The organism is Acinetobacter sp. Marseille-Q1623 (assembly GCF_902809895.1).
Classification (GTDB): domain Bacteria; phylum Pseudomonadota; class Gammaproteobacteria; order Pseudomonadales; family Moraxellaceae; genus Acinetobacter; species Acinetobacter piscicola_A.
In genome coordinates, this window is the sequence record NZ_CADDWG010000001.1 from 1,192,658 (window position 1) to 1,213,051 (window position 20,394).

At 38.8% G+C, this 20,394-nt stretch carries 21 protein-coding genes; 14 read left to right on the forward strand and 7 right to left on the reverse strand.

From position 1 onward, the window contains the following. The first annotated feature begins 35 nt into the window (after nt 1–35). Nucleotides 36–590 carry a CbrC family protein gene (locus HUV91_RS05685; protein WP_174492815.1) on the forward strand — a complete coding sequence of 185 codons (555 nt, stop codon included), beginning with the start codon at nt 36–38 and terminating at the stop codon, nt 588–590. A gap of 25 nt (nt 591–615) precedes the next feature. Here the strand turns inward: HUV91_RS05685 and HUV91_RS05690 are convergent, their stop codons facing one another. From HUV91_RS05690 to HUV91_RS05710, 5 genes are all read right to left on the reverse strand, one after another. Continuing rightward, complete coding sequence (locus tag HUV91_RS05690) at nt 616–1,218, reverse strand: GNAT family N-acetyltransferase (protein WP_174492816.1); 603 nt, start codon at nt 1,216–1,218, stop codon at nt 616–618. A 126-nt stretch (nt 1,219–1,344) separates the two neighbouring features. Then, nucleotides 1,345–2,196 (reverse strand): DMT family transporter, encoded by an 852-nt coding sequence (locus HUV91_RS05695; RefSeq protein ID WP_130073745.1) that lies wholly within the window; start codon nt 2,194–2,196, stop codon nt 1,345–1,347. A gap of 83 nt (nt 2,197–2,279) precedes the next feature. Then, nucleotides 2,280–3,317, reverse strand: a complete 1,038-nt coding sequence (gene fba / locus HUV91_RS05700) for a class II fructose-bisphosphate aldolase (RefSeq protein WP_174492817.1) — start codon at nt 3,315–3,317, stop codon at nt 2,280–2,282. 130 nt (nt 3,318–3,447) lie between these two features. After that, nucleotides 3,448–3,732 carry a hypothetical protein gene (locus HUV91_RS05705; protein WP_130073747.1) on the reverse strand — a complete coding sequence of 95 codons (285 nt, stop codon included), beginning with the start codon at nt 3,730–3,732 and terminating at the stop codon, nt 3,448–3,450. Between the two features lie 138 nt (nt 3,733–3,870). Further along, entirely contained in the window at nt 3,871–5,058 is a 1,188-nt protein-coding gene (locus tag HUV91_RS05710) for a phosphoglycerate kinase (RefSeq protein ID WP_130073748.1), read from the reverse strand. A gap of 138 nt (nt 5,059–5,196) precedes the next feature. Here HUV91_RS05710 and HUV91_RS05715 point away from each other — a divergent pair, with 138 nt between their 5' ends. The 5 genes from HUV91_RS05715 (at nt 5,197) to ppk1 (ending at nt 11,302) form a co-directional block, all read left to right on the forward strand. After that, entirely contained in the window at nt 5,197–5,580 is a 384-nt protein-coding gene (locus tag HUV91_RS05715; RefSeq protein ID WP_130073749.1) for a DUF2237 family protein, read from the forward strand. Nucleotides 5,581–5,585: 5 nt separating this feature from the next. After that, on the forward strand, nt 5,586–6,194 hold the full coding sequence (locus tag HUV91_RS05720) for a Maf family protein (protein WP_130073750.1): 609 nt from the start codon (nt 5,586–5,588) through the stop codon (nt 6,192–6,194). Nucleotides 6,195–6,215: 21 nt separating this feature from the next. Next, complete coding sequence (locus HUV91_RS05725; protein ID WP_174492818.1) at nt 6,216–7,073, forward strand: hypothetical protein; 858 nt, start codon at nt 6,216–6,218, stop codon at nt 7,071–7,073. A gap of 512 nt (nt 7,074–7,585) precedes the next feature. Beyond that, complete coding sequence (locus tag HUV91_RS05730; protein WP_174492819.1) at nt 7,586–9,031, forward strand: OmpP1/FadL family transporter; 1,446 nt, start codon at nt 7,586–7,588, stop codon at nt 9,029–9,031. A gap of 180 nt (nt 9,032–9,211) precedes the next feature. Next, a complete protein-coding gene (gene ppk1 / locus HUV91_RS05735; RefSeq protein ID WP_174492820.1) occupies nt 9,212–11,302 on the forward strand; it encodes a polyphosphate kinase 1 in 2,091 nt (696 codons plus the stop codon). A gap of 38 nt (nt 11,303–11,340) precedes the next feature. On the opposite strand, the gene mobR is transcribed toward ppk1, so the two are convergent. Continuing rightward, nucleotides 11,341–13,008, reverse strand: a complete 1,668-nt coding sequence (gene mobR, locus HUV91_RS05740; protein ID WP_174492821.1) for a phenol degradation transcriptional regulator MobR — start codon at nt 13,006–13,008, stop codon at nt 11,341–11,343. Between the two features lie 148 nt (nt 13,009–13,156). On the opposite strand from mobR, the gene HUV91_RS05745 reads away from it, so the two are divergent. The 7 genes from HUV91_RS05745 to HUV91_RS05775 all read left to right on the forward strand — a co-directional run bounded on the left by HUV91_RS05745 (nt 13,157) and on the right by HUV91_RS05775 (nt 18,806). After that, entirely contained in the window at nt 13,157–13,576 is a 420-nt protein-coding gene (locus HUV91_RS05745) for a hypothetical protein (protein WP_130073755.1), read from the forward strand. Between the two features lie 437 nt (nt 13,577–14,013). Next, the gene (locus tag HUV91_RS05750) at nt 14,014–14,304 is read left to right on the forward strand and encodes a phenol hydroxylase subunit (RefSeq protein ID WP_130073860.1); all 291 of its coding nucleotides are present in this window, start codon (nt 14,014–14,016) and stop codon (nt 14,302–14,304) included. Nucleotides 14,305–14,398: 94 nt separating this feature from the next. Continuing rightward, nucleotides 14,399–15,400, forward strand: a complete 1,002-nt coding sequence (locus tag HUV91_RS05755; protein WP_174492822.1) for an aromatic/alkene monooxygenase hydroxylase subunit beta — start codon at nt 14,399–14,401, stop codon at nt 15,398–15,400. Between the two features lie 11 nt (nt 15,401–15,411). Next, nucleotides 15,412–15,681 carry an MmoB/DmpM family protein gene (locus tag HUV91_RS05760; protein ID WP_130073757.1) on the forward strand — a complete coding sequence of 90 codons (270 nt, stop codon included), beginning with the start codon at nt 15,412–15,414 and terminating at the stop codon, nt 15,679–15,681. 53 nt (nt 15,682–15,734) lie between these two features. Further along, nucleotides 15,735–17,279, forward strand: coding sequence for an aromatic/alkene/methane monooxygenase hydroxylase/oxygenase subunit alpha (locus HUV91_RS05765; protein WP_174492823.1), 1,545 nt, complete (start codon nt 15,735–15,737; stop codon nt 17,277–17,279). A gap of 90 nt (nt 17,280–17,369) precedes the next feature. Next, a complete protein-coding gene (locus HUV91_RS05770; RefSeq protein ID WP_174492824.1) occupies nt 17,370–17,732 on the forward strand; it encodes a phenol hydroxylase subunit P4 in 363 nt (120 codons plus the stop codon). Between the two features lie 12 nt (nt 17,733–17,744). Continuing rightward, nucleotides 17,745–18,806 carry an NADH:ubiquinone reductase (Na(+)-transporting) subunit F gene (locus HUV91_RS05775; RefSeq protein WP_174492825.1) on the forward strand — a complete coding sequence of 354 codons (1,062 nt, stop codon included), beginning with the start codon at nt 17,745–17,747 and terminating at the stop codon, nt 18,804–18,806. A gap of 64 nt (nt 18,807–18,870) precedes the next feature. On the opposite strand, the gene HUV91_RS05780 is transcribed toward HUV91_RS05775, so the two are convergent. Continuing rightward, complete coding sequence (locus HUV91_RS05780) at nt 18,871–19,638, reverse strand: phosphodiester glycosidase family protein (protein WP_174492826.1); 768 nt, start codon at nt 19,636–19,638, stop codon at nt 18,871–18,873. 189 nt (nt 19,639–19,827) lie between these two features. Here HUV91_RS05780 and HUV91_RS05785 point away from each other — a divergent pair, with 189 nt between their 5' ends. After that, nucleotides 19,828–20,364 carry a lecithin retinol acyltransferase family protein gene (locus tag HUV91_RS05785; protein ID WP_130073762.1) on the forward strand — a complete coding sequence of 179 codons (537 nt, stop codon included), beginning with the start codon at nt 19,828–19,830 and terminating at the stop codon, nt 20,362–20,364. Nucleotides 20,365–20,394 lie beyond the last annotated feature (30 nt).

The following is a 20,394-nucleotide window of genomic DNA, read 5'->3' on the forward strand; positions in this document are numbered from 1 at the left end:
TTCTATTATTCTATTTATATTCAAAGAATTAAACCATGAATTATCCTCACTTTAAGTACCATCCCAATGCTTACATACTAAATATCTTTGAAAAAGAAGATGGAATTTGCTCAATTTGTCATGAAAAACGAGAGTTAAAATACAACTGCTCTTTTTATAGCATAGATACACCAGATTATATTTGCCCATGGTGTATTAAAAATGGTGCAGCCGCGAAGCTTTATCAAGGGTCATTTAATGATGATATAGGCATTGAAAATACCGAGTTTATTGATGACGATGAAATCGTGAATGTTTTATACCCCATTACAGATGAGTTTGTAGATCAAATCTGTCATCGCACACCAAGTTATGCCAGTTGGCAACAACAAGTTTGGCTTATACACTGTGATGAACCATGTCAATTCATCAATTATGCTACTAGTAAATTATTACAACCCATTTTGCATGAAGTTCTTGAAGATATTGAAAATTCAAATATTCCATTAGAATGGATACAACATCATTTAACTATAGACAGTGATTTCAGTGCTTATTTGTTTCAATGTATTCACTGTGGCAAACACCGTTTGCATTTAGACAGTTGTTAATAAACCAAAGCTTTTTATTTTGTGATTATTTTCTAGTAAGTAGTTGGTTCACATGTTTTTTCACTTCTACCCACTCATCACGCACGATACTAAACATTACCGTATCTCGAATTGAACCATCTTTTCTTAAAGCATCCTGACGTAAAACGCCATCACGTTTTGCTCCAATTCGTTCAATCGCTTTTTGGCTTTTTAGGTTAAGAATGTCCGTTCTTAAAATCACCGAATTTGCTTGTAGAACTTCAAAAGCATGCTGTAAAAGTAAAAATTTACAATTGGTGTTGATATGGCTACGTTGCACAGATTGTGCATACCACGTATAACCGATTTCTACTCGGCGCACAGCCCAATCAAAATCTCGAAAACTGGTTGTTCCTACAATTCGACCTGCACGCTGATCCATCACCACAAAAGGAATACGCAAGCCTTGAGCTTTTTGAGTTAAAGCTTTTTCTATATATGTCTTCATTTCTAAATAATGTGGTGCCGAAGTATAGTGTAGTTCCCACAACCGACCATCTTGACTCACTTCGCTCAGTGCCTGCTCATGTTCCTCACGTAGAGGAATGAGCTGTACTTGATTTTGATAAAGTGACGCATAGAGTGTAGAAAATAGATCTTGGTTCATGGCACACACACCATTGTAAAGAAAGCTCTCGCCTATTTTCCGCTATGTGGTTTAAATTTTTATGATGATAAAATGATATTTCTATGACTGTATTGCAAAACATTTACATGATTTAAATGTAATTCTTTAAATCGCTAAAGCCAAACAGACCACACCAACCAAACCAAAAATCAAACCCAACACTGTCAGTCCTTTTAACTTTTCTTTAAAAATCAATAACCCTGCAATCACACCAAATAACACCACCAAAATATTCATCCCTGCAAATACAACCGCAGGAGAATCTTTCAATAAAATGTGTGCTTTGACATAAAGTGCAATATTGGCAAAGTTCAAGATCCCTAAAACTGCCCCACCCAAAATATTTTTTGTTTGCCATTGTGCTTTTTTAAACAGCAAATAAAGTACTGAACAGACAAATGCAAAGATAAACATCAAGTTTAAAGTGACTGCAAACTGTAAACCTAAACTACTTGTATATTTCAGTAAGATATCGACTAAGGCATAGCCCATCCATACACTAAGCAGATAAAATATGCCCTGCTTAGTGGTTGGCGAGACATCTGATGTAGATTTTGAAACAATCAAGCACAATACTGCCCCAATCCCAAGTACAACACCGATGATTTTTAACAGGTTAAATTGTTCTTGAAAGAAAAAATATGCAGCGAATAAAGATAAAACCACCGATAAACGCTGTGCAATTTCGGTTTTAAGAATACCAACAGTATGTAATGATTTAGCAAGACATAGAAAAATACTGGGTAACACCATTCCCAATACAACAATCAACCACCACGGCGTTTGTGCAATAGAAATATGGGCAAAATCAGGCTTAAACCATAAATAACCCAACACACTGGCAATGGCATAATTCCATGTGATCATTTGCAAGGCATCATAACCTTTGTTCTTTGCAATTTTAAGCAGGATCGACACCAGTACACTACACAAGGCTGCTGAAAAAATAAGCTCCATTACGATCCTTTCATCCCATGTTTAATTCAATAAAAAGCCCACTAAAACTTAGTGGGCTTTTTTTATAAATCATTCAATTTGAATTATTTATAACGTTCAACCATTTTCTCTAAAGAAATTGGACGAATTTTGTCTGCATTGCCTGCTGTGCCAAATGCTGTATAACGGTCTACACAGATTTGTTTCATTGCATCTACAGTTTTTGCAAAGAATTTACGTGGGTCAAATTCACTTGGTTGTTCAGCCATCATGCGACGCATTGCGCCTGTAGATGCTAAACGTAAGTCTGTATCGATGTTGATTTTACGTACACCGTGTTTGATCGCTTCAACCAATTGTTCAACAGGAACACCATAAGTTTCTTTGATGTCGCCGCCATATTGGTTAATCACAGCCAACCATTCTTGTGGCACAGAGCTTGAACCATGCATCACAAGGTGTGTATTTGGAAGTGCCGCATGAATTTCTTTAATACGGTCAATTGCCAAAATGTCGCCTGTAGGTGGACGTGTAAATTTGTACGCACCGTGTGAAGTACCTACAGCAATTGCAAGCGCATCAACATTGGTATCTGCAACAAAGCTACGAGCTTCTTCAACAGAAGTGAGAAGTTGTGAATGGTCAAGTACGCCTTCTGCGCCTACGCCATCTTCTTCACCCGCCATACCTGTTTCAAGGCTACCCAAACAACCAATTTCACCCTCAACAGAAACACCACATGCATGTGCCATTTGAACTGTACGACGAGTCACATCAACGTTATATTCATAAGTTGTTGGTGTTTTACCATCTGCACCCAAAGAACCGTCCATCATTACGGATGAAAAGCCCAATTGGATTGAACGCTGACAGACATCAGGGTCTGTACCATGGTCTTGATGCATTACCACTGGAATATGTGGCCATTCTTCAATCGCTGCCAAAATAAGGTGACGTAAGAATGGAGCACCTGCATATTTACGCGCACCTGCTGAAGCTTGCACGATTACAGGTGAATTTGTTTCATCTGCGGCTAACATGATTGCACGCATTTGTTCTAAGTTGTTTACGTTAAACGCTGGAACGCCGTAATTGTGTTCACCGGCATGATCCAAGAGCTGGCGCAATGAAATAAGAGCCATAATATCCTCCCAGGTAATGTGGCATATTCTACCCTGTGATTTGTTTCAATTCAGCAACAATATTGACTATTTCAAAAAAAAGCCCTGCAAATGCAGGGGCTTTTAACAAATAACAACAAAGCGATTTAAATTATTGAGCTTTTGCAGGTGCTTCCGCAGCTTCAGGTGTTGCTGCATCTGCAGGTGCATTGGCTTTTTCAGCAGGAACGTCTGTATTTTTTTCATCTAAAACAGGTTGATCCAATGCATCAATAGCAGCTTGTTGTTCTGCTGTGACTGTTTCTGATGCTGTATCAGTTGCGACAGCAGCAGATGCTGTACCTTGTTCAGCAGCAGGTGCTTTTTCTTGTTTAGAGCATGCAGTCAATGCAAGTGGAGCAATTAGAAGTGTTGCAAGTGCTAATTTAAATTTCATCACGTATTTTCCACATCGGGTGATTTAATAGCGCTCAGTTTATTTCAGATATATTTCATTTTTATGACTAAAAAGTGAATACAAAATAAAAGGGTGAGCCAAAGCCAACCCTTTTATGGTCAAAATATTACATGAATATTATGCACGTTCTAGTAATACTGCCACCGCTGGAAGAGTTTTGCCTTCTACAAACTCAAGGAATGCACCACCACCTGTAGAGATATAACCAATTTTGTCTGCAACTTCATATTTGTCAATCGCAGCTAAAGTATCACCACCACCTGCAATTGAGAAGCCTTCAGATTCAGCGATTGCCAATGAAAGTGCTTTTGTGCCTTCACCGAATTGATCCACTTCAAATACGCCAACAGGACCATTCCAAAGGATTGTTTTTGATGTTTTTAAGATTTCTGCAAATGCTTTTGCTGTTTCAGGACCAACATCTAAAATCATGTCATTATCTGCAACATCTTCAACTTTTTTCACAACTGCTTTTGCAGCAGCCAATGAACCTAAGAAATCATCAAAGTTAATTTCTGACGCATCCGCAACCACAACATCAGTTGGAAGTGGAACAGAAACTTTTGCTGCAATCGCTTTTGCCGTATCAACCAAATCATTTTCACACAATGATTTACCCACATTGAAACCTGCCGCAGCAAGGAAAGTATTGGCAATACCACCACCCACAATCAATTGATCACAAATATCAGAAAGTGACGTTAACACATCAAGTTTAGTGGATACTTTAGAACCTGCAACGATTGCCACCATTGGTTTTTCAGGTGTTTGCAATGCACGACCTAGAGCATCTAATTCAGCAGCCAATAAAGGTCCTGCTGCTGCAACTTTTGCTAAACGCGCAACACCTTCAGTTGAAGCTTCTGCACGGTGTGCTGTACCAAATGCATCCATCACAAATACATCACAAAGCGCTGCATATTTTTGAGCAAGTTCAGGATTATTTTTCTTTTCACCTGCATTAAAACGACAGTTTTCAAGTAAAACCACTTGACCTGCTGCCACTTCAACACCCTCTAAATAATCTGTAAATAATTTAACTTCTTGACCCAAAGCCTCAGTTAAATATGCTGCAACAGGTGCTAAAGATTGTTCAGGTTTTGGCTCACCTTCAACAGGACGACCTAAATGTGAATACACCATTACCGCAGCACCTTTTTCAAGTGCAAGTTTGATTGTCGGTAAAGCTGCACGTAAACGTGCATCGCTAGTAATCACACCATTTTTAACAGGTACATTCAAATCTTCACGAATCAGAACACGTTTGCCCGTTAAATCAAGGTCAGTCATACGCTGAAAATTCATATAGCTCTCTTTTTAGATATTAAAAATCGCACTGATTCTAAATGATTACGCAAAAAAAGGTTAGCGACTTTTGTAGAAAAGCTGTAGAAATGTTGAGATTTGATTATTATAAGGCAAACTTCAAATATTTAACTGCTTATGTCTTTTCATCCTGATCCTAAAATTAATGGTTTAAATGTCTTTGGTCAGCCTTTGGCAAGCTGTTGCTTTTCCCCAATCACAGGTTATTTCCGTAATGGTTTTTGCCATACAGCAACAACTGATTTAGGGCAGCATACGGTTTGTGCGGAAATGACGTCTGAATTTCTCAGCTATTCACAAAAAATGGGCAATGACCTCATTACCCCACTCCCTGAACATGGTTTTCCGGGTTTACAGCCGGGTGATTTTTGGTGTTTATGTGTGACACGTTGGGTACAGGCTTATCAAGATGGACAAGCTCCACGTGTTAAAGCCGAGGCATGTCATCAAGCCGTTTTAGCTCATGTGCCTTTAGATGTATTAATGGAATATGCGATTTAATTTTTATGTCTGATTTTAAGCTACAACATGCCCAAATTATCTTGGCATCCTCAAGTCAAACACGACAAGACTTAATGAACCGTTTGCGACTTGAGTATCACTGTATCTCCCCTGAGATTGATGAATCACCGCGTGGTGAAATCCATGCCGATGATCTGGCAAAACGGCTTGCTTTTGAAAAAGCACAAGTAATTGCCAAAGATCATCCGAACGCCATTGTCATTGGTTCTGACCAAGTCGCTTGGCGTGAGCATGCACCACAGGATTTTATCGGTAAGCCTTTAACTGTAGAAAAAGCCATTCAACAACTGCAAGCAAATGCTGGTAAAAATGTCTATTTCAGTACAGCGCTCAGTGTGCAACATGCAGCATCAGGTTTTGAACAAACTTTGGTGGAACATTATCATGTCAAGTTTCGTGAGTTAAGCCTTGCAGAAATTCAACGTTATATCGAAATAGACCAACCCTTGCATTGTGCAGGTAGCTTTAAGTGTGAAAGTTTGGGAATTTCGTTATTTGAACAGATGATTGGTCAAGATCAAACCACGTTAATGGGCATGCCCATGATTCAGTTATGCCACATTTTAAGAAGCTTAGGACGCCATCTTCCCTAATTCAACAATAAGGACATTCATATGAAAAAATATATGCTGAGCGCAGTCTTGCTTTTAAGCGATCCGCAGTTGGTTATGGCTGAACCTAACATTGCAACGACGCATACGCAGCAACAGCTCAACATAGTAGATGATTGGCTCGCATATCAAAAATTTGCATCTCAAGCTACAAAAGTGAATGAGGAATATCAAAAAAAATTTGAAACCTCGAGCATTGATGATCTTGATGAACGCTATGCGCAAATGAAAATAGACGGTCAGCAACAAAATAAAATCTTAGTGAAAATGCTTGAAGCTTTACATCCACATACCCCTGAATTCACTGAAATTCAAAAATTATGGTTAGATGTACTACACAGTGAAATCAAGGCTGTAGATGACAAGCACAATACTGACGATAGTGAAATAAGCACTAAACTAGAAAAAATCAGTGCATTAAACTCAAACCTTGAAGCACAAGTATTTCATTTTATTCAACAACAAAACCCACCTGAATATGTCACGGATTGGATTCATTACAAACAGCTTAAACGTGATATAGAACAGAAACGAAATGCTTTAAATCAATCCTTTAGCAGCTTATTTAAACAAGCAAATCAACAAAATAAAATTAACTTACAACAACAATTTATTCAAAAAATTACACGTACAGAATTAGAGATGCTACGCGGCTTTAAAACCCATGTAGAGGAATTAAAGCACATCATCGATTTAGAAATTCAAGCCACTCAATCTGCCGAAAAAATGAACTTAAACGCAGTTTTGAATGCAAGTCTAAATATAGATGAAATGAATGATGTTGGTGAAATTTCAGAACAAATCGAAAAACAGGAACATCTGTTTGCATCTAAAATCGTAGACTATATGCGCAGTCTTTGATGGTGATATACACGTTCATGATGACTTTACGAATTTATTTGCAATCTCAATACCACCAAATAAAACTTAAGGCTACATTTTAATGTATACAAGATATTAAGATTAGATCACTTAAATCAACTTTACATGTAGCGATCGAATATGACGGAGTGATCAACTCCAATCGCCTATTTTCATCCCGCGCATGTATGCTCAGTTTTTTCATCGTGCGAGAAAAGGCTTCTTTTTTAAAAAATTAATGAAAGAATAGAAGTAAGTCAATGTTTTTTAGAATAATTACTCTACCATTTTTTAAACAAATAAAATTTATTCTGCATTCAAATCGTTGAACACAAGCTATTGATTCATTTTTAGTTTATATACTTTTTACGAGAAATGATGCATTTTGGTTATTTTATGAGAATTGTCCAACATATTTCATTATGTTACAACGCCTGCTGTTTTTAGAGTAATTAATCTGTTTTTGGATGATTTACTCATTTGTTAATGATAATTCTTGGATGAAAAACCACATGCGTATGCAACCTAAATTCATCACTGTCGCGCTTGCGCTGATCAGTGCAGGTTCAGTCTCCCCTACATTTGCACAAGGTTATGGTGTAAATGAACAAAGTATTTCTGCAATGGGCTCAGCTTATGCAGGACGTGGAGCGCATGTACAAGATGCTTCGATTCTTTACGGTAACCCTGCCGGCATCACCAAATTAGAACATGCAGAAATCAGCCAAAATGTGACTTTTGTAAAAGCCTATTCAGATATTAAAAATTCACAAGGTTCAGGTTTAGCACAAAATGGTACTCATGAGGGGGACTTTGTGCCTGAAGTTGTTTTAGGTTCAAGTTATGCATCTGTTCCTTTAAATCATTTGGTGGATGGTTTATCTGCAGGGATTGGGCTTTATGTCCCTTATGGGATCTCAAGTAATTATGAATCTAGCTTTCAAGGTTCTGTCTTTGGGGACAAAACTAAAGTTAAAGTCGTAAGCTTACAACCCACTGTTGCTTATGAAATTAACCCCAAAGTATCGGTTGGTGTCGGTGCAACCATTAACCGTATGGATGGTGAAATTAACCAAAGTTTGACAGGTGGAAGTGATCGCACAGGTCTCAAAGGGGAAGATTTCGCGGGTGGCTATAATGTGGGTGTTTTGCTCCGTCCGACCGACAAAACACATGTAGGCTTAACGTATCATTCTAAAGTCGAATTTAAACTCAAAGATACTGCTTATATTCAAGATTTAAATCCTTTGGCTTTATTGGCAAATCCTCAAGCTGCGGCATTGTTGAGCCAAAAAGGCATTGACCTGTCTAAGTTACCTGCGCTGAATAACTTAAATATGACCTCATATGATGCCTCACTCAAAGTGACAACGCCTGAAAGTGCTGAATTGTCCGTATCTTATCAAGCAACACCTAATTTAAATCTATTAGCAAGTGCAACATGGACACGTTGGAGCCGTTTAGGGACATTAAGCCCTGAAACAGGTTTTAATGCCGATTTATTATTAGCACAAAATAGCCAATTGGCGGGATTATTGGGACAAATGGCGGCATCAGGCAAATTAAGCCCACAAGAAATTGCAGGTATTAAGCAAATGGTCAATGCCCAATTAAGTGGTCAACATGATGAAGCGTTAAAGTTCAAAGACAATTGGATGTTTAATGTGGGTACTGAATACACGCTCAATCCTCAGTGGAAACTACGTGCAGGTTATGCCTACGACCAAACACCTGTAGATACAGCACATCGTACTGTACGTTTACCTTTGGGTAATCGTCATTTAATCAGTGTGGGTGCAACCTACAATGCCACAGCAAATACATCAATTGATGCAGGCTATATGTACATCTTTGAAAATACAGCACGTGTGCATCAAGAAAAAGCGACTGCTAGCTATTCAGCAGAATATCAAAATAAAGCACATACTGTTGGTTTACAAATAAATCACCGTTTCTAATGAAATAGTCTGCAAGCCTAATTTATTGCACTTTTCACCATTGTACAGGTAGGTTTTTATGCCTTATCTGTACAATTTTAAACCAAATAATAAAATATTTTTTTATATTGAATAATGTAACATAACTGTCATATATTAATCTTAGTATGCCAAGCAAGCTCACCTAGACATTGACACAAGATGACGCAGATCATGCCTACTTTAGAAAATTTTCAACATAGTTCAGACACTTATATTAATCGTGAAATTTCTCTATTAGCGTTCCATAAACGTGTTCTAGCACAAGCCAAAGATGAAAATCATCCCCTACTTGAGCGCTTAAATTTCCTGATTATTTTTTCACGTAATTTAGATGAATTTTTTGAAATTCGAGTAGCGGGTTTAATTAAACAACTCGACATGAACAATATTACCACCTCACCTGACGGCATTCCAAATGAAGTCATTATTCAACAAATTTCAGACATTGCCCATCAAGCTTTAGAAGAACAATATAAAATTTTAAATGATGACTTATTGCCTCAACTACAAGGATTTGGTATTCGTTACATTCAGTTTGCTGATATTTTAGAAAAACATAAAGCATGGATTAAAAATTACTTTTTTAAGCAAGTACAACCTGTCGTTACCCCCATCAGCCTTGATCCAGCACATCCATTTCCTCGACTGGTCAATAAAAGCCTCAACTTTATTGTCACGCTAGAAGGTAAAGATGCATTTGGTCGTCAGATTGAGCTTGCCATTGTACCTGCACCTCGTTCATTGCCTCGTTTGGTCAAATTACCCACTGAATTGACAGGCGGCGAGGAACATCACATTTTATTATCGGCAATTATTCAGCAACACATCAATGATCTATTCCCTGGCATGGTGGCAACAGGTTGTTATCAATTTCGTGTCACACGTAATGCCGATTTAACCTTAGCGGAAGATATTGATGATTTGGCTGTGGCGTTGAAAGATGAGTTATCTTCTCGTCGTTTTGGTCGTGCAGTCCGTTTAGAAGTCACAAAAAATTGTCCAGATCACATTAGTCATTATTTGCTTGAACAGTTTGACCTTGATCCAATGTATTTATATCAAGTCGATGGTCCTGTGAACTTGGCGCGTTTAGTGACGAATTTTGATATTCCTGAATTACGTTTCAAGCCTTATCAAGCTGTGATTCCCAAAGCCCTGCGCAATGCGCCACAGATTTTTGAAGTCTTGAGCAAACGCGATATTTTACTACATCATCCCTTTGATTCTTTTGCACCTGTCATCAATTTATTAAGAGAAGCAGCGAAAGATCCCAATGTATTGGCCATTAAGCAAACATTGTATCGTAGTGGTCCTGACTCAGAAATTGTACAAGTTTTGGCAGAAGCAGCACGTAATGGCAAAGAAGTCACGGCAATCATCGAGTTACGTGCACGTTTTGATGAAGAATCCAATATTACTGTAGCCAATATTTTACAAGAAGCAGGTGCGGTGGTGGTATATGGCATTGTGGGTTATAAAACCCATGCCAAAATGATTTTGGTGGTGCGCCGTGAAGCAGATAAACTTAAACGCTATGTGCATTTAGGAACAGGCAATTACCATGCTGGCAATGCCAAAATGTACACTGACTATGGTTTAATGACCACCGATGCAGATATTTGTGAAGATGTGCATAAAATTTTCCAAGAGCTCACAGGCATGGGACGCATGGCAAAATCACAAAAACTATTTCATGCGCCCTTCACTTTACATACACAACTTTTAAATCTGATTGAACAAGAAATACAACATGCCCAAATGGGCTTAGCCGCACGTATTATCATTAAAGTCAATGCATTGACTGAACCACAATTAATCACAGCCTTGTATCGAGCTTCACAGGCAGGCGTCAAAGTCGATTTAATTATTCGTTCAATCTGCTGTTTACGCCCACAAGTCCAAGGACTATCGGAAAATATCACGGTACGTTCCATCGTTGGACGCTTCCTTGAGCATACTCGTGTCTATTATTTCCAAAATAATGACAATGCAAAATTATATTGCGGCAGTGCGGACTGGATGGGACGTAATTTATTTTCTCGTGTCGAAACCTGCTTCCCGATTGAAGATAAAAAGTTACGCAAACAAATTATTGAAGATGGTTTACTCAACTATTTAAAAGACAATGTTCGTGCATGGGAGCTTGATGGCAATGCACAATGGACTGCTTTAAAACCTAATAATGGAGAAGCTGCTTTTATTGCTCAACAATATCTAATGGAGCAACGGGTGATTAAAACCATTGCTTAAGGCATGATGATTTAAAGTCTGAAAATGGTTTGAGTGCATCAAACCATTTTCTTTAAACGATAATCTAAAGTTGCTCGGCTAATGCCTAAAACACGTGCCGCTTCTGAGACATTTTGCTTACAGCGATGCATCGCTGTTAAAATAATATCTTGTTCATATTGATCCAAAGAAAAACCCTCTGCCAATAAATCATCCAAAGCAGTTTTGACAGGCGCTTGCTCTCGTGTAGATTCATCTAATTGTGGAAATAAACTGCTTAATTTAATTTCTTGTTGATGATCGGTCAGTAGCGTTGCCCTTTCCAATAAATTTTCTAACTCCCGAATATTGCCCGGCCAATCATATTTCATCACAAAGCTATAAGCTTTGTCCGAGAGTCCTTTTAAAGTTTTACTGTATAAACTTTCAAAACGTTGAATAAAATAGTCAATTAATAACGGAATATCTTCACGGCGCTCACGCAATGCAGGAATACGTACAGGAAAAATATTTAAACGATAATATAAATCGGCACGAAAACGCCCATCTTTCACCGCTTGTTCTAAATCTTCATTGGTTGCTGCTACAATGCGAACATCAACTTTACGGGTTTGTTGATCACCTACCCGTTCAAACTCACCTTCTTGCAACATTCTAAGTAATGCAGCTTGCGCTCTTGCTGACAGCTCAATCACTTCATCCAAAAAAATCGTGCCGCCGTGAGCACGTTCGAACTTTCCTATTCGGGTTTGTGAAGCTCCCGTAAAAGCCCCTTTTTCTACACCAAATAGTTCAGCTTCAATCAAGTCTGGTGGAATACAAGCACAGTTTACCGCGATAAAAGGCTCATGTCGTCTTTGGCTGCCTTCGTGCACACCCCGTGCAAAGGCTTCTTTACCCACTCCAGTTTCACCCTGAAGTAAAATTGCGACTTTACTGCCTGCGGCTTTCTTCAATAAATCACAAACTTTGCGATAGGCTGCTGATTCACCAACCGCTTTAAACATGGTGTAGTCTGACTCAGCATCGGTATAGATCTTTTGCTTGAGTGCATTTAGTTCTGCTTGTAGGGCAATAATTTCATCAGAAACAGGGTCAGGTGACATAAATTGAATGAGTTCATCAGCATTTTCCCATTCATGCAAGGGCTTACCAATAATACGACAGCATTTATCACCCTGCGCAACACAATGGGTTTCCTGATAAATAATCGTTTGCCCCATCACCAAACTGGTATAACCACAAGCATAACCCAACAACATCCAACATGATGGTTCTTCTGCTAAACCAAACTCGCTTAAATGCACCTCCGCTTCAAACGAATTTAACCAATTAAAATCGGCATAGAACTGTTTTAAATCGTGGCTTAAATTCAGTTGATTGACCTCAACATGCACCATGCCACGAATTCCATGCATTTGTGGCCCTGCCATAAAGGCTTCTATTTCATTTAAATTTGGACGTAATTTGGATGTAACCTCCGCATCACGCATACCTGCTTGATAACCACAACGAATAAAAAATCGCTTGGTACGCTCCCAACCCAACATTTCATATAAATCTTTACGCAAATAACCCATCATGTTGGTGTGCATCAGTAACATGCGGTTTTCATCAAACCAAATCTGACCGTTTTCTATATCAAAATGTATGGTGTCGAGTAAATCCTGTATTTCTTTACTTTGTTCAAAATATTGCTGATAAAATTTCTCATCTTTCGGTCGCATGGCATCCCATTCCTTGGTCAATGTCCACCTATCATGATACTGGTTTTAAAGCATATAAATGTATCACTTTAGAAGCATATCAATATACCTTTTGAGTATGTATTCATATTTTGCGATAATCACTCATACAATAAGGTGGACAAAAACAATGAATTTATTTTTAGATTGCGAATTTAATGGCTTTGGTGGCGAACTCATTTCAATGGCTTTAATTGATGAGCAAGGACAATATTTTTATGAAGTTTTGCACTGTGCTCAGCCTGTCGCATGGGTACAACAACATGTCTTACCCATTACCCAAAAAGTGGCCATTTCACTGCAAGAATTTCAAAATCATTTGCATCATTTTTTATTACAATATGATCAAATTCACATCATTGCAGATTGGCCAGAAGACTTAGCATTGTTTAGCCGTAGCCTGCTTTTAGGACCTGGACAATGTATGATAACTCCTCCACTCAGCATGCAATTGTGGTTAGATCAACGCGCGACCTCTATTTTATCTACACAACCGCATAATGCTTTAGCCGATGCACAAGCCTTACAACAAGCCTATCTTTCCTTATAAATGCTGAACTGTATGTGAAAAAATATCATTTAAAATCAATTAATTAATGATTATTTAGCAGATCTCGTACAGTGGATCGAGCTCAAGCCATCCGCACAATATTTTCCGCCCTAACATCTGCATTCGCTATATCTGTTTCAAGTCTTCAAGCCATTAGCATCTTCTGCAAGTCTATTCCAACTTTTCATTTAGGATGTGATTAAACGCTTTATTCAAATCATTTTCAGAATTTCATCAAATCATTAAAACCCCACAAAACTCATTTCATGAAATGATGAATTTATCTTGATTAAAACACTCAAGTTTTAAAATTAAAAATATAAATAATTGAAATATATAAAAATATAAAAGTTGGCACAGTTCTTGGAATATATATCACAAATGCAGAATTGCACCACTGAAATGATTTCAGTGAAAAAGATAAAAGGATGATCATGATGAATCAAACCCCTCAACTTCAGGATCAACTCACCAAATACATTCGTGTTACAGGTGACCGCAATGCCAAATTTGTTGAATTTGACTTTGCCATTCAAGACCCGACGCTTTTTGTCGAATTGGTTTTACCGCAACAGGCATTTCAACATTTTTGTGAAATTAACCAAGTGGTTGAAATGACCGAAGCACAAAAAGCATGGAATGACGCCCAAGAAGACAAGTGGCGTTATGGCGAAGAATCCGATGTGTTAAATCCAATTGCGCAACACGCACTGAAGCAAGACCAATAAGCCATTTTCGACTTCGAAAATTCAGTTTCCAAACAATTTAAGCCGTAATGATGCAGATCAAGAAGATCTGAGTTTTATCTATAAGGAGATCACGATGACTTTAGAAATTAAAACGTCCAATGTCGCGCCAATTCGCCAAACTTATGCGTATATCGAACGCCGTTTTGGTCATAAGCCTGCGACACGTTATCAAGAAGTCAGCTTTGATATTCAAGGTGCAGCCAACTTCCATTATCGTCCTTTATGGAATCCGTCAAAAACCTTAAATGACCCAAGCTATACCGCGCTACACATGCAAGACTGGTATGTATTTAAAGACCCACGCCAATTTTATTATGGCGCTTATGTACAACACCGTGCACGTTTACAGGATGTGGCTGAAAGCAATTATGCATTCTTTGAAAAGCGTCATTTGGTGGAAAATATCAGTGATGAAATCAAAGAAAAAATCATCACTTGTCTATTGCCTTTCCGCTACGTTGAACAAACGGCAAATCTTCACATGATGTCAGGCAGTGCCTATGGTTATGGCACAGTGATTACCCAAGCCTGCATGTTTGCAGCCATGGATCGCCTTGGTATGGCACAGTACATTTCTCGTATTGGTCTATTGCTAGATGGCAATACAGGTGAGTCTTTGCAACAAGCAAAAAATGCTTGGATGAATGATGCTGCTTGGCAACCTCTCCGCAAGCTGTGTGAACTCAGCCTGACTGAACAAGACTGGTTCAAACTGTTTGTGCTGCAAAACCTCCTGATTGATAGCTTAATGCAAAGTCTGGTTTACGGACAATTCGACCAACTCTTGGTTGAAAATGGCGCGCGTGATGTGGCAATGCTGACTGAGTTTATGCAGGACTGTTTAAGCGATTTACGTAAATGGTCAGACCCTGTATTCAAACTGGCAATTGCTGAATCAGAAGAAAACAAAGCTCTGATCCAAAATTGGGTTACTGAACTGTTACCACAAGTCCAAGAAGCTTTCAGCGCATGGGCAACTTTAGCCTTTAATGATGCCGAAATCGAACAAGGACTGGCTGTAATTGCTGAACGCAGTAAAAAAGCGGGTTTAGCTGACATTTTCAATCTTGCATAAGGAATTGCACCATGACATCAAAAGTTTATTTAGCACTACAAGACAACGATACTTCACGCTACATCATTGAAGCGATTGAACAAGACAACCCTGAGGCAACCATTCAGTACCTCCCTGCTATGATTCGTGTAGAAAGCACAGGTGAATTGGTAATTCGTGCCGAAACTGTTTCTGAAAAACTCGGACAGGACTGGGACATTCAGGAATTACAACTCAACATGATCACATTGGGTGGCAACGTCGATGAAGATGATGACACCTTTACACTGAAATGGAATTAAGAATTTAGGCAGCCATACGCCACTGAATTTCGCTATTGAACAGGATGATCAACATGAATACTGATGTTAAAAATACTAAAACTGCTGCAAAAACAGCAACAAAAAAACTCAATGCCAAAGACCGCTATCGCATGCTGACCCGTGATCTGGACTGGGATTTTTCCTATGCAGACCGTAAAGATGCCTTTCCTTATGAAGAATTTGAAGGTATTAAGATCACCGATTGGTCAAAGTGGGAAGATCCATTCCGTTTAACCATGGATTCTTACTGGAAATACCAAGCGGAAAAAGAGAAAAAATTGTATGCCATTTTTGATGCCTTTGCACAAAATAACGGGCAATTAAACGTTTCCAATGAACGTTATTTAAATGCGATTAAACTATTTTTAACTGCTGTAACACCGCTCGAATATCAAGCTTATCAAGGCTATGCGCATGTAGGTCGTCAATTTAGCGGCATTGGGGCACGTATTGCCTCACAAATGCAATCGATTGATGAATTGCGCCACGTACAAACCCAAATCCATGCGATGAGCCATTACAACAAGTTCTTTGATGGCTTCCAAGATTGGGCACATATGCATGACCGTGTTTGGTATTTATCTGTACCAAAATCATTCTTTGAAGATGCACGTTCAGCAGGACCATTTGAGTTTTTATTGGCAATCAGCTTTGCCTTTGAGTATGTCCTGACTAACTTATTGTTCGTTCCCTTCATGTCGGGAGCAGCTTACAACGGCGATATGGCAACCGTGACTTTCGGTTTCTCTGCCCAGTCAGATGAAGCACGTCACATGACGCTTGGTTTGGAAATTGTCAAATTCTTACTTGAACAACATGAAGACAACGTACCAATCGTACAGGAATGGATTGATAAATGGTTCTGGCGTGGTACGCGTCTGCTTTCAATCGTTGGCATGATGATGGACTACATGCTGCCAAACAAAGTGATGTCATGGAAAGAAGCTTGGGAAACTTATTTTGAAGAAGCAGGCGGTGCATTGTTCAAAGACTTGAGTCGTTACGGTATCCGTATGCCGAAATACTCAGAAGTCATTGAAAAAGAGAAAGAACACGTTTCGCATCAAGCATGGTGGATTTTCTATAACTTCGGACATGCAGCAGGTTTCCATACTTGGATTCCAACCGATGAAGAAATGGATTGGCTTTCTGAAAAATACCCTGACACATTCGACAAATACTATCGTCCAAAATGGGAATTGGCACGCAAAATGGAAGCCGAAGGCAAACGCTTCTATAGCGATGGCTTACCACAACTGTGTCAGATCTGTCAGGTTCCAATGACCTTTACTGAAATGGATGGCGACCCAACCATGTTCAGCTATCGTGATTCGATTTATAAAGGCGAGCGTTATCACACCTGTTCAGATGGCTGTCATGACATTTTTGAACGTGAACCTGAGAAATATATTCAGGCATGGTTACCTGTCAACCAAATTCTACAAGGCAACTGTGGTGGTCCTGACTTAGAAAGCATATTACGTGACTACTACAACTTTAATGTTGGTGCAGACAACTTGGATATCGAAGGCTCGCCTGACCAAGAACGTTGGAAAAAATGGAAAGGTGCTGTTTAACACAGCCCATTTTTAGACAAGATCATTCCTTTCACATTGCCAAATGAAGTGTTGGAATGATCTTTCCCCAAGGAATTTAGGAGTATTCTCATGCCAGTACAAGCCATTCAAGCCAACTACGAATTTGAAGCACGCGATCAGCAAAAAAATTATGGCGATAATATTTTAATTTATGTGGGTTGGGATCATCACACCCTGTTTTGTGCCGCACATGCCCTGCTTGTGTCGCCAAAACAAACTTTACAAGACCTGATTGATCAACAAATTACAGGCGGTTTTCATCAACATCCTGAGTTTGAACAAATTGATTGGGCAAATGTGCAATTCACCTTAAACCGTCAACGCATTGCCAATGATTTTTCTAAAACTTTAGAAGAATTGGGCTTTGACCATAAATCACTTCTACGCTTCGTGACGCCAAATCTCAATGGCTATAACGGCAGTTATGTTTAAAGGAGCACGTGTATGACTTATCAAGTGACCATTGAACCGATTGGCATGACCATTGAGGTAGAGGAAGATCAAACCATTTTAGATGCAGCTTTACGTCAAGGTGTCTGGCTGCCTTTTGCTTGCGGACACGGTACTTGCGGAACCTGTAAAGTACAAGTGACGGATGGTTTCTTTGATATTGGTGAAGCCTCTCCTTTTGCACTGATGGACATTGAGCGTGAGGAAAATAAGGTTTTGGCATGTTGCTGCAAACCTGAGTCTGACATGGTGATTGAGGCAGATGTCGATGAAGATGACGATTTCTTAGGCTATTTGGTGGAGGACTACCAAGCCAAAGTCATCGAAATTAAAGACCTCTCGCCAACCATTAAAGGCATCCGTTTGGAAATTGACCGTCCTATGCAATTTCAGGCAGGTCAATACGTCAATATTCAATTGCCTGATATTGAAGGTACACGTGCATTTTCGATTGCCAATTCACCCAATGAAGAAGGCATCATCGAGCTGCATATCCGCAAAGTTGTAGGCGGTGCAGCAACCACGTATGTGCATGACAATTTGCAAGAAGGTGATGAAATTGATCTTTCAGGTCCTTATGGTCAATTCTTTGTACGTAAATCGGATGATCGTGGTGTAATTTTCATTGCAGGTGGTTCAGGTCTGTCGAGTCCGCAATCCATGATTTTAGATTTACTCGAATCTGGTGATGAACGCATTATTTACCTGTTCCAAGGTGCACGTGATGTTGCTGAGCTATATAACCGTGAAATTTTTGAAAACTTAATGAAAGAATATTCAAATTTCCGTTATATCCCTGCTTTAAATGCGCCTAAAGATGAAGACCAATGGACAGGTTTTACAGGTTTTGTGCATGAAGCTGTTGCTGATTATTTTGAAAATAAGTGCAGTGGGCACAAAGCCTATTTATGTGGTCCACCGCCCATGATTGATGCGGCAATTTCCACCCTGATGCAAAGCCGTTTATTTGAAAAAGACATTCATACCGAGCGTTTTTTAAGTGCGGCGGATGGTGCCAATGAGCAATCACGTTCGGCATTGTTTAAGCATATTTAATTCATGATGATCAGTTAAAAAACGAACGGCGAAGTTTCATTCATGAGACTTCGCTATTTTTTATTCATTTTTGACAATCCTGCTGCTCTACAAACCCAACGATAGGCCCTAAATTAAAACGATGATCACTACGTCCGACTTGGGGAATATACGCACTTGATACTGAACCATCTAAATACAATGCCTGATCAATATTTAAATCATGTTTAAAAATCTGTGCAAAATCATAAAAATTAATACGCTCGCGGCTAATCACAAAATAAAGCTGATTATTTTTGATACCCACACCATTTCTAATTTTTAAAGAGTCTGATTGTGGTAAAAATTGACGGTTAATTTGACCTTCAATCACTAACATAGGCCCCGATTGCGTTGCATATTCAGCTTGAAAGTGAGATTGTGCATATTTTTGTGTGGTTTGAATGCTGGCCTGCTTTTTATTCCAAGCTAAAACGCCATTCGGTTGCATTAAAAAATTACCAAATCCTTGGGTTTGAGTGTTCAGTGCAGAAAATTGTTTTGACTTTTCAATATATAAACCTACAGCAGAATAGTCTGAATGGTACATCCCTGCATTCATCGCGAAACTTAACAACTGACATTGCGGTAAATCTTTCGCCACGGCTTTAATCTTATTATAAGGCTGTTGTTTTGCATTATTTAAAAATAATTGAAGCTGCTCCAACTGCGAAATACGTACAACATCAGCAATAATTTTATGATTTTTTTCAATTTTAATATATTCAGTTGTGGCTTGAACATGGGTAGTCGACAGTGAAAATAGCGCAAAAATTGCCAAAATACCACGTTCAGCCTGAGTTAAAATTTTCATGTTTAGACCATTTTTCAGTTCGATTAATCATATTGATTGACAGTATAAATCCCTATGTTTGAATTGTTGAAATATAAATGTTTACTTAAATTTTGCGATAGACTCTACTTTTTTAGGCAGGCTTCGCTATAATGGGATTTACCTTTCAATAAAATACGGTTGTATACTTTTATTGGAATACAGTGAACTATGCAGATAAAACGTTTCGTCCGATATCCTATTGGTGCTCACCTGATTGTCAAACATTTTGGTTATAGCCATCATGGCATTTATGCTGGCAAAGGCCGTGTTATTCATTATTCGGGTTTTGCCCATTTTTTTAAAAAGCGTCCTATTGAAGTTACAACACTTGCGAGATTTGCACGCAATAAAAAAATTATTATTCGTTTATACGAGCAACCCAAATTTAGAGGTCGTCATGTGGTGCGCCGTATGCGCAGCCGTATGCATGAAAATAACTACCATTTGATTGTGAATAACTGTGAACATCTATGTAGTTGGGCAATCACTGGAGTAGAAAGCAGTCCGCAAGTGGTAAAAATGATGCATCGCCTAACCACCATTGGTTATGTCAGCTCGATCATGACTTATATGAATGGATTATTTCTTACAATTGCAACAACTTGTTTTGCTTTGGTTTTATATATCAAAATGAAGCTACGTGAACGCGCAAAAATGGATTTAGCCACTTATTTGTCTTTACGAGAACAGCAGCCGAAAAAGTAGCTGGCACATATTCAGTACAGTCTTTTTCGG